Annotated in this window: 14 protein-coding genes and 1 other RNA gene; 6 read left to right on the forward strand and 9 right to left on the reverse strand. The window is 32.0% G+C overall.

Going from position 1 to position 12,829, the window contains the following annotated elements; translation table 11 throughout:
* Positions 1-500 precede the first annotated feature (500 nt).
* A complete protein-coding gene (locus tag ACPWSO_RS04285; protein WP_426081591.1) occupies positions 501-1,412 on the forward strand; it encodes a helix-turn-helix domain-containing protein in 912 nt (303 codons plus the stop codon).
* A 42-nt stretch (positions 1,413-1,454) separates the two neighbouring features.
* On the opposite strand, the gene ACPWSO_RS04290 is transcribed toward ACPWSO_RS04285, so the two are convergent.
* Both ACPWSO_RS04290 and ACPWSO_RS04295 read right to left on the reverse strand, forming a co-directional pair.
* Positions 1,455-2,720 carry an aminoacyltransferase gene (locus tag ACPWSO_RS04290; protein ID WP_426081592.1) on the reverse strand — a complete coding sequence of 422 codons (1,266 nt, stop codon included), beginning with the start codon at positions 2,718-2,720 and terminating at the stop codon, positions 1,455-1,457.
* Positions 2,721-3,099: 379 nt separating this feature from the next.
* Entirely contained in the window at positions 3,100-3,333 is a 234-nt protein-coding gene (locus tag ACPWSO_RS04295; protein WP_426081593.1) for a hypothetical protein, read from the reverse strand.
* Positions 3,334-4,771: 1,438 nt separating this feature from the next.
* Here ACPWSO_RS04295 and ACPWSO_RS04300 point away from each other — a divergent pair.
* The 3 genes from ACPWSO_RS04300 (at position 4,772) to ACPWSO_RS04310 (ending at position 6,492) form a co-directional block, all read left to right on the forward strand.
* Entirely contained in the window at positions 4,772-4,969 is a 198-nt protein-coding gene (locus ACPWSO_RS04300; RefSeq protein ID WP_426081594.1) for a hypothetical protein, read from the forward strand.
* A 293-nt stretch (positions 4,970-5,262) separates the two neighbouring features.
* On the forward strand, positions 5,263-5,532 hold the full coding sequence (locus ACPWSO_RS04305) for a cytoplasmic protein (protein ID WP_426081595.1): 270 nt from the start codon (positions 5,263-5,265) through the stop codon (positions 5,530-5,532).
* Positions 5,533-6,111: 579 nt separating this feature from the next.
* The gene (locus ACPWSO_RS04310) at positions 6,112-6,492 is read left to right on the forward strand and encodes a hypothetical protein (protein WP_426081596.1); all 381 of its coding nucleotides are present in this window, start codon (positions 6,112-6,114) and stop codon (positions 6,490-6,492) included.
* A gap of 710 nt (positions 6,493-7,202) precedes the next feature.
* Here the strand turns inward: ACPWSO_RS04310 and ACPWSO_RS04315 are convergent.
* On the reverse strand, positions 7,203-7,901 hold the full coding sequence (locus tag ACPWSO_RS04315; RefSeq protein ID WP_426081597.1) for a hypothetical protein: 699 nt from the start codon (positions 7,899-7,901) through the stop codon (positions 7,203-7,205).
* 255 nt (positions 7,902-8,156) lie between these two features.
* Here ACPWSO_RS04315 and ACPWSO_RS04320 point away from each other — a divergent pair, with 255 nt between their 5' ends.
* Entirely contained in the window at positions 8,157-8,603 is a 447-nt protein-coding gene (locus ACPWSO_RS04320) for a hypothetical protein (protein WP_426081598.1), read from the forward strand.
* Between the two features lie 235 nt (positions 8,604-8,838).
* A complete protein-coding gene (locus ACPWSO_RS04325; protein ID WP_426081599.1) occupies positions 8,839-8,979 on the forward strand; it encodes a hypothetical protein in 141 nt (46 codons plus the stop codon).
* A gap of 290 nt (positions 8,980-9,269) precedes the next feature.
* Here ACPWSO_RS04325 and ACPWSO_RS04330 read toward each other — a convergent pair whose 3' ends face one another.
* The 6 genes from ACPWSO_RS04330 to ACPWSO_RS04355 all read right to left on the reverse strand — a co-directional run bounded on the left by ACPWSO_RS04330 (position 9,270) and on the right by ACPWSO_RS04355 (position 12,775).
* A complete protein-coding gene (locus ACPWSO_RS04330; protein WP_426081600.1) occupies positions 9,270-9,812 on the reverse strand; it encodes a T6SS immunity protein Tdi1 domain-containing protein in 543 nt (180 codons plus the stop codon).
* A gap of 74 nt (positions 9,813-9,886) precedes the next feature.
* A complete protein-coding gene (locus tag ACPWSO_RS04335) occupies positions 9,887-10,342 on the reverse strand; it encodes a hypothetical protein (RefSeq protein ID WP_426081601.1) in 456 nt (151 codons plus the stop codon).
* A 12-nt stretch (positions 10,343-10,354) separates the two neighbouring features.
* Complete coding sequence (locus ACPWSO_RS04340; RefSeq protein ID WP_426081799.1) at positions 10,355-10,561, reverse strand: DNA/RNA non-specific endonuclease; 207 nt, start codon at positions 10,559-10,561, stop codon at positions 10,355-10,357.
* Positions 10,558-11,253, reverse strand: a complete 696-nt coding sequence (locus ACPWSO_RS04345) for a hypothetical protein (protein ID WP_426081602.1) — start codon at positions 11,251-11,253, stop codon at positions 10,558-10,560. The genes ACPWSO_RS04340 and ACPWSO_RS04345 overlap by 4 nt, the downstream gene beginning before the upstream one ends.
* Before the next feature lie 438 nt (positions 11,254-11,691).
* Positions 11,692-12,058: a transfer-messenger RNA gene (ssrA, locus tag ACPWSO_RS04350) on the reverse strand.
* A gap of 288 nt (positions 12,059-12,346) precedes the next feature.
* Positions 12,347-12,775, reverse strand: a complete 429-nt coding sequence (locus tag ACPWSO_RS04355; protein ID WP_426081603.1) for a VOC family protein — start codon at positions 12,773-12,775, stop codon at positions 12,347-12,349.
* Between the last annotated feature and the right edge of the window lie 54 nt (positions 12,776-12,829).

A 12,829-nucleotide genomic window follows, 5' to 3' on the forward strand; every position in this document is an offset into this window, starting at 1 on the left:
CAAACAGATATTATTCATTTTATAGCTTTTCCAACAGTATTTTTAGCAATAAAAAAATAAGCTGCAGCATCTCCCCAGACACCACAGCCTATCTTTGCACTTTCCAACTTATTTTTTTCTTTTAGTTGTTTGTTGTTCTTACCTTTTTGTTCTTTCGCACTTACTTGTTTAGCCGATTCGCACTATCGACCTTTAAAATCTTTTTTCGTAAAAACTAGTTATCATACACCCCCCTGTATTACTAAAGTTGTAATAAGAGTTACAGTTACAATTGCTAGACCTGTCATCATAAACCTCCTTATTGCTATTTAAGAAAAATATACTAATGGATAATTTATTTTTCTAGGTAAAGAATAACAAACAAATATGAAGAAATAAAGAGCAACAACTTGTATTTGCATTATTTGCAAAAATTATTCAATTTTTTATAATAAATAAGTTAAATATAGAAGAAATCACACTCTTTTATGTTATAATAGCAAACAAAGGGAGGATTACCTATGAATATCGGGGATACTTTGCGTTTTTTTCGCTCAAAACTAAATTATACTCAAAAAGAAATGCTATCAAATCATAGTGATCCATCTTCATACTCTCGTATTGAAAATGGCAAGCAAGCTATACGAATCAATGAACTTGAGCAAATTCTTGATCGTTTGTCAGTAACAACAGAAGAATTTTTAAGCTTCTCTTCTCAAGATGATGAGCAACAAATTTTTCGAGAACTTTTTTATTATTGTGCACTTCATTTAGAAAATAAAGTCAAAAAGAAGAAGCTTTTAGATTATTATGAACTATTAAAAAGAAATAACACTCGATCATTAAGAGAACTTTCAAACTATATGGGAATTAAGAATTATTTCCATCAACGTTGGGAAGAAGTAGATCCCATTTCTGATCAAGAAATCACCCTTGTCTTCAACTACCTGATAGCCAAATCATATTATATTCAATATGATTTTGTTTTGATGTCGAATACAATGCATTTGTTTAACAGCAAACAAGTTGATTTATTATTTAATCGTGTATATCCCATTAAAGATGAAGAAAAACGGGACACTACTACTAAAAAGTTCGCCTATAATGTAATTTTGAATGTTATATCTATGAAACTATATGAACGTGATTATAATGCAGCAGAAAAATTTATTTTATTAGCAAAAAAATTAGATCGATCTAGTAAAAATTACAGTTATCGCATGAATCTTCAATATCTCAATAACTTACTAAATTATTTAAAAACAGGTGATCTTGCCTACATAAACAAAGTCTACCAATTTATCAATTTATTAGAAGACATAGGTGATAACTTTCATGCTTCACAGATTAATGCAGAAGTAAAAGTTCTTATTTATGATATTAACGATATTAAATCTTCCGATTATAAAGTCGGTTTAATTAAAGACAACTAAAAACAAGCCAGAATAATATTATTTTGGCTTGTTTTTTTCTCTTTACCCTCTTCCTCTTAGCTTACTAATAAACTCACGTGTATGCTTCAGCAGCATATACCCTTTGTATTTAGTCGGGTTGATAATTAGCTTAAAGGTACCGATTTTTTCTTCTGCATATCCGTTAAATGCCTGTTTAAACTTCAGTATTCCGTCCGAACCATCGAAAACACCTTCGATTCCATAAAAATTATATACGGGAATATTTTCGGCAACAGAGTACTTAAGCATTTTGTCTTGAATTAAAAATGGTGCATATAATTTTTTGTATTTCTCTTCTGTACCGGAAAAAAGATATACAGTTTCGTGAGGACACGTTAAAAACAAGGCACAAGCTAAGGACACATGCTCTCCGTTTTCCTTCAGCATCTGCTCACCATCAAGTATCCGCTTTTCGAAGGTTGACAGTTCATCAGAGAACTCGCGTTTTTGATTATTCTTTTTACGGCTGTTAGGATTTACTTCAAGAAACGCTTCAACATCCAGCAGCTTTTGTTCAAGCTTTTTCTTTTGCTCGCTTAAACTATCTAAGTATGTTTGAAAATTGATTTCCGCAACAACAAACTTAGCCCGCTCTCCGTAGGCTTGAAAAACTGTTTGATAGTACTCCAACGTTTTATCCGTAAAATTTCTTCGAACGCTGGTTCGTTCAGTAATTTCTTTAAAAAGTCCAAGCTCTTCATAAGCCAATTCCCGTGTTCTAATACCAAAGCTGCCAGCTTTATTTAAACTGTATTTCGCATCTTTACCATACGATTTCAACAAATCCGACTCTGAGTAACCCGCAAGATCTTTCTTATAAATCCATTGTGGATTCCCGTCAGCAGCATAGCCTTGATAAAAACCTTCATGAGCAAAACCAGAATTTACAAATGTACGCATCAACGCTTCATTTTTTTCACTTAAAGGATTTCCCCGATAATCATAGGTGCTGTATGGTGCGTTAGGTGTGACTGTTAAATACAAGCCCGCTTCATCTTTTGCATGTTTTTTTAGCTTTTCAAAAAACTCTGAAAGCAGTGCTTCGTTCTCCTTTGGAACTTCCAGTCCATCGATATCAAATACATAACCAACACCCAGCTTGGTTTTAGTCATCAGTGCTGCTATTACAACATTATTCTGTTCATCTTTCAGAGCTGGAAAAGACACACTGGCGCCTCGTTGTGTTTTTAGTCTGCCCATCTCTTTCGTTTGAAGGTAGTTTCCATGTTCAGCTTGATTAACATAGCTCTCAAATTCACTTTCATTTAATAAACAAAATATATACATTCAATGTGCTCCTCAATCTTTAACTATTTCCATTAAATTATACCTTACACGAAGTTGGAATTCATCTTATTTTTCTAATGGTCTTTGACTATTATACCTATTCTTAATCTAGGAAAGCAATCAATTTCCATTAAAAGATAATTGCTGTTTTTTATTCTTTAATAATTTTTAACAGTGTCTTATGCAGTCTATGTTAATAGCTGGATACTATTCAATAACAAATAATGAGTAAAATTTTCTAATAGCTTTCAAATAAAAAGCTGTCTTTCTTAATAGTAGGTTTCTACTCTACTTTTAAGAAAAATCAGCTTAATTCTTTTGGATTATTTTTTTGCTGTTCAGGTACGTCTCTCTTTTTTTATAAAGTTGAGTTCCCGAACTATATATCCGCAGCTTCACTGCTTTCCATTTCAGAATTACCTTCCATTCCAGGTGGGCCATCTTCTGGACGATCTCCGTCATTTGGCAGCTCTCCATCCATTGGCTGACGCTCTCTCATGTTTTCCATGCTTGGCTGAGATATCAGCTTATAGCCAAAAAAGCCGATGATTCCTACTGATAGAATGCTGACTACAATGATGCTAATCATCCATTTATTCACAGATTTCTTCATAAAATATTTCTCCTCTCTGACAAAACAAGCATACGCCAGCTTGCTTAAACAGAGCTTAAACAGAAAACAAATATAAATCATACTTTATTAAAAAAATAAAAGATCAGCCCCCAAGCTGATCTTTCTCTATTGGTAATTTTTCATTTTACTTTGCTTCACCATAGCAGCAGCTTTCCAACAAACCATCCAACACTGCTGTTTTTGTGTCAACAAACTCCTTTTTTGATGCTGATCAATAAAAACTATGTCATTTTATCAATCTGTTAAAACGTTCTGAACTCTCTTAGCTTCAGTATGTACTTCACTCCTGCTGTCAGCCCTGTCAAAGCTGAACTTGAAAACATACCTAACAAGTCACCTGTTTTCATTTATCCTCTCCCTTCTTCTGTATTAAAATAATAACATAATTTTTTCCTTGTTTGCACATCTAAAAACAAGTTTTTTTATCACATTTTTTCATTTTTATGCCATTTTTTGATATATAACTATTGTTATTTTATAAACGTTATATTTTCGGATAACAGCACTGAAAGTCAGCTCTCTTCACCCTGGTACTCGTTTAAACCATCCTTCTCTCTTTTACTCATTACATTCTATTTTTCATTTATGCTTTAAACTATTGTTTTTTTACCTGTATTGTTTTGAGTTTTCACCTCCACCATATAGCCTATTTGAACAGTATTTATACTTGGTGATTAGGTTCAGACTTTAGTCTCATTTGCTTTAACTCAGCTTTCTGCTATAGTTAAGTCAGAGGTGTTGTACATGAAAAAAATCTATGGATGGGCAATTAATGTATTGTCCGAGATTATTCTTTGCTTGTTTTTTGAAACTTCCTAATAATTAGGAAGTTTTTTTATTTTATTAGTAAAAACAGTTTTAATATCTTCGTCTTACTTCAAAGTCTTGAATTTTCTGTTCACTCACTCTTCCTCACAATCAACCTTGGTTAAAAAAAGGAGACAATTTTATCCTAAACTCGTAGTATTGAAACTATTACTTGTACTGAGTCGCTAAAAAATTTCAGGTAAAAGCCTTTCCAATGTTTTGATTCCTGTTTTTATTATCTTTTTTTACGTTTTAATTCTATTTTTTTGTATCATTTTCATATTTACTTATGATTTAGTAAACAGTATAATGCGAACAACCTATATTTGGAGGATGTTTTGTGAAGAAATTTAATGTTGGTGAGTTAGTTTTAATAAAAAAAGGAAGATGGTAAAAAGATGTGGGTAGTCATTACAGCGGCTTCTCAAAAAATATTTAGCGGTTCTATATTTGGATGTAATAGCTTAATTATCTCGGAAGTAACGTTCTTAGAAGAAGATATTGTCACTACAATTTCTTCTTTTGAATAGCATCATTCTAGCAAATCCACGTTTAACAAGGGGATTCTTTCTGATATACTTAACTCAATAGCTAAAAGGGGTTGGGAATTATGATGAAAGCTGATGTCTGTCAATACTGTGGTGGTCTGGAAACAGTCCGGGCCAAACAAGTTCATGAAGGGAAAGTTATCCCTGAAAATGCGTTATTAATGATTTCTGGCGAGACCTTACATCATGTAATTTGTAAAGATTGTGGAACGGTTATTCGGTCATTTGTTACTAGTACAGATATATTTAAAGAAGATTAATACAAAAGAGCGGGCAACCAAGAGCGTATTTTAGATTATTGAATAATTTTATAGAAAAAGTCCTACCGTCATTTTCTGATAGTAGGTCTTTTTTGCTGACAACGCTTTAATATTAAACTGCGATTCATTCTTGTTCTCTATCTTTCTGACCATGAGTTTCACTCTATTATTACAGAAAAAATCTAGAATTTTCCAGTTTTTTTTAAGTGCTGCATCCTCTATTCATTATAGTATTTCTCTAACTTCTCTGATATCATTAGCATAAAATTATCCTAACTAAAAAGAGGTTATTTATGAATTATTCCAAAGAGACGCTTAAACATGCACATATTTATTGTACTGGTAATAAAAAGTATTTTGACTATACGGATACATGCGGCTGTTTCTATTGTTTAAAAATATTCTCTCCTATTGAAATCACTTTTTATCTGAATGAAGAGATTGGAGATACAGCGATTTGTCCTTATTGTTCAATTGATTCAGTTTTACCTAACATGAAAGCTCTCAAAATTTCAAATGATTTCCTTACTGCAATGTATGACTATTGGTTTAGCATAAGTTAGTGGAAAAGAGGTGTGTTAAATGAATACTACAATAAATCTATTTATATCCTTAATATTACTTGCTTATCCAATCTGCTCATTTCCTGGAATTTTACGTTCTAAAAGAGAAAAAGGAAAATATTTTTCTGATTCCAGATTTTTGATTACTAAATATCAAGGAAATGGAAACAGCCTGAATATGCACAATGTCCTCGGCTTTTCTTTAACTCTGCTATTGGGACTGACATTTCTAATTACATGCTTAATCGATCTATTCTCTTAAATAATATTTAGTAGTCAAGTGGTGAAGTATATACTTTTTTCAAGTTTAACATATATGCTTAAACAAAAAGGCAGCAGAAACATTATATAAATGCTGATGTTAAGATATCTATTTTTGATGAAAAAGAAAATCGAGCTCTTTTATTGGTTGTTTGTTTGGAGATAACCTCATTGAGCTAAAACTAAAAGAAGAAACTTTTAGGAGCATTCACTACAAAAGATTGGATTTAACAATTAAGTATATCTAGTTTCCTGATAAGTGCTTTTATATTTTTATGGTATATACTTTATTCATTAGAGTAGTTTGGAGGGATTCTTATGTTCAAAAAAGAATTTGATGCTTTTAAAAAAATGATTATCCCCGCAAGTAATCAGCGTTATCTGAGTACACCTAAAAAGAACTATGAACCATTTGGAAAAACGATTGAACGATCACCTGATAACCCATTTAAAACTTCAGATGGTCAGTATATTTATGACTTCTTTGCTTTATTCGAAGGTACTAAGCCTGATATTCTTTTTTCTGAAAAATTGATGCAGCTTGGTGAATGGCACAACTATGGTTCAAAGATTTATCGACTTAACACAACTCATCCAGCAGATGAAGTGAAATCGCTACTTGTTAGTGAGTTAGGAATTAATGATAAAGATGTTTTGATAAGCTCATCTAGTAATGGTAAATGGCATCATTCAAGTTAGAGGTTGTGACAAAAGTGTCCAGCTCCAAGAACCAAGTAGGTACTGTTTAACATCAGCTCGTCCCTCACTGTATTTCACAGCAATAATAAGAATAATCCGAAAATTGTCAAGAAACACTACGAGGGGACCGAGTAACTATTGATTGATCCCCACTTGGAGCTTCTCATATTTTTGATATTATTCGGCTTATTTTCGAGAAAGCTGTTTTTGTAATACTGTTTATTCGGTTTTAAGGATGCCAAAAGTCTGGGATTTTGTTTATGTCTCAGACTCTTTTTCTGTTCTATTATTTGTCCTCCTTAAATCGGTCAATAATTAAATATATATGTTTGCCTTTTTAACTTTTTAGTATTTCAAATAGTGTTGCAGCTACCCTTGCACTGGATAGCAATAAACATTTATGCACATGTCACAAAAAAGACTGCTGAGCCATTCACAAATTATACTGGAATGTGGCTGGCATTTAACGTAAATAATAGACAGCAGAAACACTGTACAACGCATTTCTACTGTCTATTATTAAATCTCTTATGGAGACGGCGGGATTAGAAAATTCGATTTCATACGCCTTAATTATGTGTCAGTATCAATAAAACTAAATACTTTCACTTATCTAAAGTATCATCAAGTTTCATATATTTTAAACTGTCTCGTATTCAATATCGTATTCAATAAAATTCTCATAAGCGTGGGGCGCTTACTATATACTTCTATTCAATTGAGTATCTCAATACATCTTCTACTATTTTACAAATATATATTTTCTTTTTGTTTATTCGATAAATGTATCTTCCTACAGTGAGCGCATATATAGTAACAGTTATAAAAAAAGCGCTACTAGCTTTTAACATTTCAAAGCTAAACAATGGCGAGATTGTTGCAAGTATACTTAAAATACCAAATATATAATACCCTGAAAAAAAATTAAAAGAATTACTATTATAGTTTCTAATATGTATTAACGCAATTTTTTTCTGACTAGGGTCTAACTTTTTCACTCCTGAATCTAGTTTTTTTATGAAATCAACATTATTTCCTCTTACTCCTTCACCTAGATAGATACCTTTTATAAAATCATTTGGAAATGAAAAGTCAAATTTCGAAGCCTCCCCTTCATATTCTTGCAATAAAGAATCTAGTTTTCTCCATTCTTTTGTATAAATCTTATAAGTAAATATAAACATTTGAATCACGCCGTAGATTGCAATAAAGAGATTTACCCATTCAAAAATCCAATAATAATTTTTATGAAATTCTGGAAAAGAAACACGAATTAATGCTATTACGATTTGCATTATAATCATTTGTAATGCTACTTTGTATAGATGTAAAGCTTCCTCGACTCCTTCTTTTATTCCTGAAATAATTATTTTTAATTTTTCAAATAATTTCAACAACTTTCTATTCATCTTAATCACCTCAAATTGATTGTAACATCAAACATAAAGAATTGAAATGCAACCTATTAACTACATCTGTAATTACCTTCTCAATCACAATCCAGTCTGAAGTAACTTACTCAAAAAATGTTGAAGTACTCTTTTTGATTTACTCTATTTTTACAACAATCCATGAGTGCGTAATTATTGTGCTACAAAAGCCTATGAGTAAACTTCTTTATTTGGTATAGTTTCAGTAATATCAAAGGGAGGAGTATAACAGCTATGGGCGAAAAGAGATTTCGAAAAGTCTATGTTTTAAAGTTGAAAGACAAAACATTTTATGTAGGACATACTTCAAGAGATATAGATAAAGTGTTTAATTATCATTTAAGGGGAGATTTTTCATTGACAAGAAATAATCCTCCAATAAAAATACTCGAAGTGCATGATATTGGACTGACGAGCCATTATGAAGGGAATATATATGTTACTAATAAAGTTATTGAGTATATGCTGGAGAACGGAATTGAAAATGTTAGAGGCGGACATTTAACAATTGCTGATAAAAAGCATCATATTGAAGGTGTAGCTTTAGTCAGCATAAATGATAGCTATGTGAACCGAGAAGGATTAAGGCAGTTGGTAGAAGTATATAGTGACGTTTACCCACTTGTTAAAAACATTTATACAAGAGAAGATAGGTATCAACAGCAAATGAAAAAAGATTAGATCGCTTATGCTTCTTTTTTTATTACATAAAAGAAGATGGGCTTATGGCTGTATTAGATAATCAGAAACATGAAAAATTTGTTCAGTTCCTAATCAAAGCTTATATAGAAGATTTCGGTAATTCTATTAGATGGAAAGATTAAACTGTGGATAATAAGCCAATAAAATTTTTAGAAAAAATGTGATTTTGGCTAGGTTCAAGGATTTGCAAGAAATTTCTCGAGATGAAGTGATAATGATAAGAAAGCAAAGGATGGTAAAGCTTTCTGAAATAGCCAAGAATGATGAATATCCAGGCAATCAAATTAAAGCTACAGATACTTTAAATAAAATGGATGCGATTATATCAAGAAAATTAAGTAATCAGGAGAAATAAAATCCTTGGGAAAGTAAGTCGGAGAAAAATAAAGTTAATGTAATTAAGTTTTATGTTACTGATGAATAGTAGCAGTAGGGTATCGAATGCTAACAGTGGTGAGCAGAGACTCCCCCCACCTAGAAAGTAAGTATGTGAAGTCGCAGGAGAACGGTGCAGTCCTTCCCTCGTAGAATTACCGCTTTTCAACTTTTTTATCATATAACTTTTTTTTACAAGCTTTTTTGATATATATATACGATTAATCAACAAAAAGGCTCTCATAATTGAGCAGCCTTTTCTCCATTTTTTCAAATTATAGTACCCATCAATTCAGTAATGAGCATCAGGTGTTCCCTAAGCTTCACTACTTTCAAATTGTTAACATGTTCTGCCCCACCTAATCCTAAAAGAGGAACATAGCCAAAACATTCGTCAAACTTAGGCTTAACATGCATCTCGATAGCGCAAAGATACGGAGACCACTTTAAAACCTCTGCTCTGAAGTCTTTATCAGATAAATCTTCAAAGAAAAATTTAAAACCAGATATTACCGTATCAGTCTTACCATATCTAAATCTTAATATTCTTACAAAACTTCCTTCCCAAATAATTAAGTCCCCCATTGCAGTTGCGAACAAGACAATTCCATCATGGAATCGTTGACTGCCTTCAACCAGTAATTCTTTAAAGTTATCAGGGTTTACAGATTTCATGAATCCGTTTAAAAATGTACCAAATCCGTATTCTTTCCAAAGTAATAACATTTCTTCTGGGATTCTGCCTTGATACATTTTAATTAATTCTTTATTGACTTTCTGCTCTATTATAAAATCATCAAATAATTGATTCATAAACAGTCTCCTTTTCTACCTAGTTAAATCAACTTAACATTCAAATCATTATTGAGCAGTCAAAGCGTTTTGTTTTATCCTTCGATTTCTTTTTTTACTTCGTCAAACCATTTGTCAAAAATATCGGAAGCATCTTTATAGTCAGAATCCGAATATTTAAGATCATAGCTTAAATTTGAGTTGAATTTTCCACTGTTAATGTCATATATCATTTTGAACTCTGTCGGAACTTCTCTATTATCTTCTTTAAATAATTTCATCAGACTTTGTAAATCTTCTGAAAATAGTCCCAGCATTCTATACTGCATTTCATCGCCCATGTTAATATTGCTAAAGTCATTTAATTTAGATAACTCATGCTTTTTAAAGATTCTTTTCCCTACTTGATAAAACACATCACCTGTCACAACGCCTTCTTCTATTGAACCATAAACAAAGGCTTTATCTGCTTTTTTATTAACAAATTCAACGGCTACACTAACCATAGCAAACTGTAAATCCATGAATTTATTGTCAAATGTTTCTGTCATTTCGGCACCTCGCTAAAAATTTTGATTTAATAAAGTTACTGTTTTAATTTCGCCATCTATTTTAGATTTAATATCAAATGATGAAGGTCGTAAAGCGTTATCAGTGTAGTTCACTTTAATTTCTACTGATACATTTTTGCCTTCTGCTATGGCTTGTTTCCATTTCGTTTCCAGTTTATAATAAGATTTTTTATTAACATCTTTTGCTTGTGAAACTATAAAATTTGATTTAAAGTTAGTAGTAGACCTAGAATTGAAGCTACAATTGCAATAAAACCTGTAATGATTTTATTAATAAAAGATAACTTTGCTTTTAAGATATCATTGTTATTTTCACCTTCATCTACTATCCAATTTTTAACTTTTTTTATCTTATCAATAATTTTATCAAATATCAGACAGACTAATTTCGTCAACATAAAGGAAATTGTGTAGACATCCAATAGAAACACCAAAAAAAATAAGCCACTTAAATCCTCTTCTTTAGTTTTGACAATTTCGATAAAATCTAATCCTGCTAGTATATTCAGCATAGCTATTCCTATCACAAAAATTATAAAAAATATTGTTAAGATTGGCATTTTTTTTATACTCGCTTTATACATGAAATATGCGTCCAAACACAATATAGGAATAGCTAACAGTAATCCTGAAATCTGTAATCCAGATTTTATTTCCTCGTGATTAGTAATATTATTAGCGATATTAGCAATTATGTAATAAAACATTATAAAAAGAGGGATTGCTATGATTGTTGATACTACAAATATAAGCCAATTGTTTTCAACAACTTTTTTGATGGGAACAAACTTTATTTTTATTCTTTCAAAAAAACCTTTTTTTTCTTGAGTCACCGATCTTTCATTTTGGTACTCATTCATCTTGTTTACCCATTCACCCACAATTTTCATATTATTAATGTACACTCCTTTTTGTTCAATCATACCAAAAGAAAAAATAAAACACCATATTATATTATTTTATTTTACAATTAGAACTATCACCCTTGGCATTCCTCCTCGATTCGTTGACAAATGTTGACATTTTTATATCTCTTAGCTGATTACAAAAATGACATATACGCTATTGCCTTATTCCTATAAAGGCTAACAATGGTTAACTACTGTACATAAAAAAACGCTCCTTTAGAAAAGGAACTTTCCATAAAATGCTTTGTATAACAACATTTCATTTATGCTCATGTCACTAAGGATACCAAAGAAAAGACCACAAAATTATTCGCTAATTATGTTGGCATTTAAGCTAATCGTATTCAATCTCGTATTCAAAATAATAATAGACAGCAGAAACACTGTACAACGCATTTCTACTGTCTATTATTAAATCTCTTATGGAGACGGCGGGAGTCGAACCCGCGTCCAAACATATTGTCACTTAAACCTCTACGTCCATAGTCAACTCATTTAGGGTTTCGCTTTACAGCTTGCCGAGTGACAGACATTCTGTATTGCTAGTCTGATAAGCTCTTCTAAATTTTACAGACGGAAAAATTTAGCGTATCCCACTTAGTTTGAGACCCTTACTCGAGCACATGGGCGATGCCGAGAGGATCTTCACCCGCTGTTTTTACGCAGCTAGAGCGAAAGTTTTGTTTTCGTTTTTAGCAGTTATATTTAACTGTAACGTTTTTACGTAGACGTAACCTACGAAACGCAATTCAAGCTCAACTATGCCTGTCGAATCCGTAACGCCCCCATGAAAAATTGGTGCTAGAATAGTATAACATAATTATACCATTAAATAAAGCGAGCAGCTCATTCATTTAATATAGTCTTTTCCCGCCTTTAAAACGTTTTTACATATCAGAAAAACATCTACGCAAAATATTTCTCATTTTCTCCATAACAAATCAGCTATGAATCCAATCAGTTTCGCCAAAATCGACCAACTCATTTTTGCGGTTTCAAAGAAGCAGCCGATACTCCTGAGCAGGAACATCAGCTGCTTTTTAATAATTCAACTGGTCAATAGCAAAGGCTGGTCCTAATTGTTCTCTCCTTCCGCATAATAAGAGAACATCCAATTGATGCCGAACTTATCTGTCAGCATCCCATATTTCTTCGACCAAAATGTTGGTCCTAAAGGCATTTCAACAGTTCCACCTTCTGCTAAACGGTTGAATTGACGGTCTATTTTTTCTTCATCATCCGTACTTACGACTAACGAAATATTATTTCCTACGGTCAATGGCTTCCCCATTCCATCCGGCACATCAGAAATCATGACATATGTACCTTCGATAACCATACTGGCATTCAATATTAAATCCTTTATATCTTCTGAAACTGGGTGCTCCGGATCTTCCGGCATATCACCAAAGGTCATAACATTCGCCGAAGGCGTATCGAAAACCTCTTCATAGAATTTGATAACCGCTGCTGCTTCATTTTTAAAATTCAAATAGACTTCCATGACGTTGACATCTCCCTTGTTGTTTTCTATGATTATCTCACAGAAAAGGGCTTT

It is taken from the genome of Enterococcus sp. LJL51, assembly GCF_049894025.1.
Lineage (GTDB): Bacteria > Bacillota > Bacilli > Lactobacillales > Enterococcaceae > Enterococcus_L.

What these genes read in the sequence shown, in the direction of transcription:
- ACPWSO_RS04300 (WP_426081594.1), top strand. Translation starts at nt 4,772, where the DNA reads ATGATGAAAGCTGATGTCTGTCAATACTGTGGTGGTCTGGAAACAGTC.
- ACPWSO_RS04330 (WP_426081600.1), bottom strand. Translation starts at nt 9,812, where the DNA reads ATGAATCAATTATTTGATGATTTTATAATAGAGCAGAAAGTCAATAAA.
- ACPWSO_RS04345 (WP_426081602.1), bottom strand. Translation starts at nt 11,253, where the DNA reads ATGAAAATTGTGGGTGAATGGGTAAACAAGATGAATGAGTACCAAAAT.
- ACPWSO_RS04325 (WP_426081599.1), top strand. Translation starts at nt 8,839, where the DNA reads ATGATAAGAAAGCAAAGGATGGTAAAGCTTTCTGAAATAGCCAAGAAT.
- ACPWSO_RS04285 (WP_426081591.1), top strand. Translation starts at nt 501, where the DNA reads ATGAATATCGGGGATACTTTGCGTTTTTTTCGCTCAAAACTAAATTAT.
- ACPWSO_RS04320 (WP_426081598.1), top strand. Translation starts at nt 8,157, where the DNA reads ATGGGCGAAAAGAGATTTCGAAAAGTCTATGTTTTAAAGTTGAAAGAC.
- ACPWSO_RS04335 (WP_426081601.1), bottom strand. Translation starts at nt 10,342, where the DNA reads ATGACAGAAACATTTGACAATAAATTCATGGATTTACAGTTTGCTATG.
- ACPWSO_RS04295 (WP_426081593.1), bottom strand. Translation starts at nt 3,333, where the DNA reads ATGAAGAAATCTGTGAATAAATGGATGATTAGCATCATTGTAGTCAGC.
- ACPWSO_RS04290 (WP_426081592.1), bottom strand. Translation starts at nt 2,720, where the DNA reads ATGTATATATTTTGTTTATTAAATGAAAGTGAATTTGAGAGCTATGTT.
- ACPWSO_RS04305 (WP_426081595.1), top strand. Translation starts at nt 5,263, where the DNA reads ATGAATTATTCCAAAGAGACGCTTAAACATGCACATATTTATTGTACT.
- ACPWSO_RS04310 (WP_426081596.1), top strand. Translation starts at nt 6,112, where the DNA reads ATGTTCAAAAAAGAATTTGATGCTTTTAAAAAAATGATTATCCCCGCA.
- ACPWSO_RS04355 (WP_426081603.1), bottom strand. Translation starts at nt 12,775, where the DNA reads ATGGAAGTCTATTTGAATTTTAAAAATGAAGCAGCAGCGGTTATCAAA.
- ACPWSO_RS04315 (WP_426081597.1), bottom strand. Translation starts at nt 7,901, where the DNA reads ATGAATAGAAAGTTGTTGAAATTATTTGAAAAATTAAAAATAATTATT.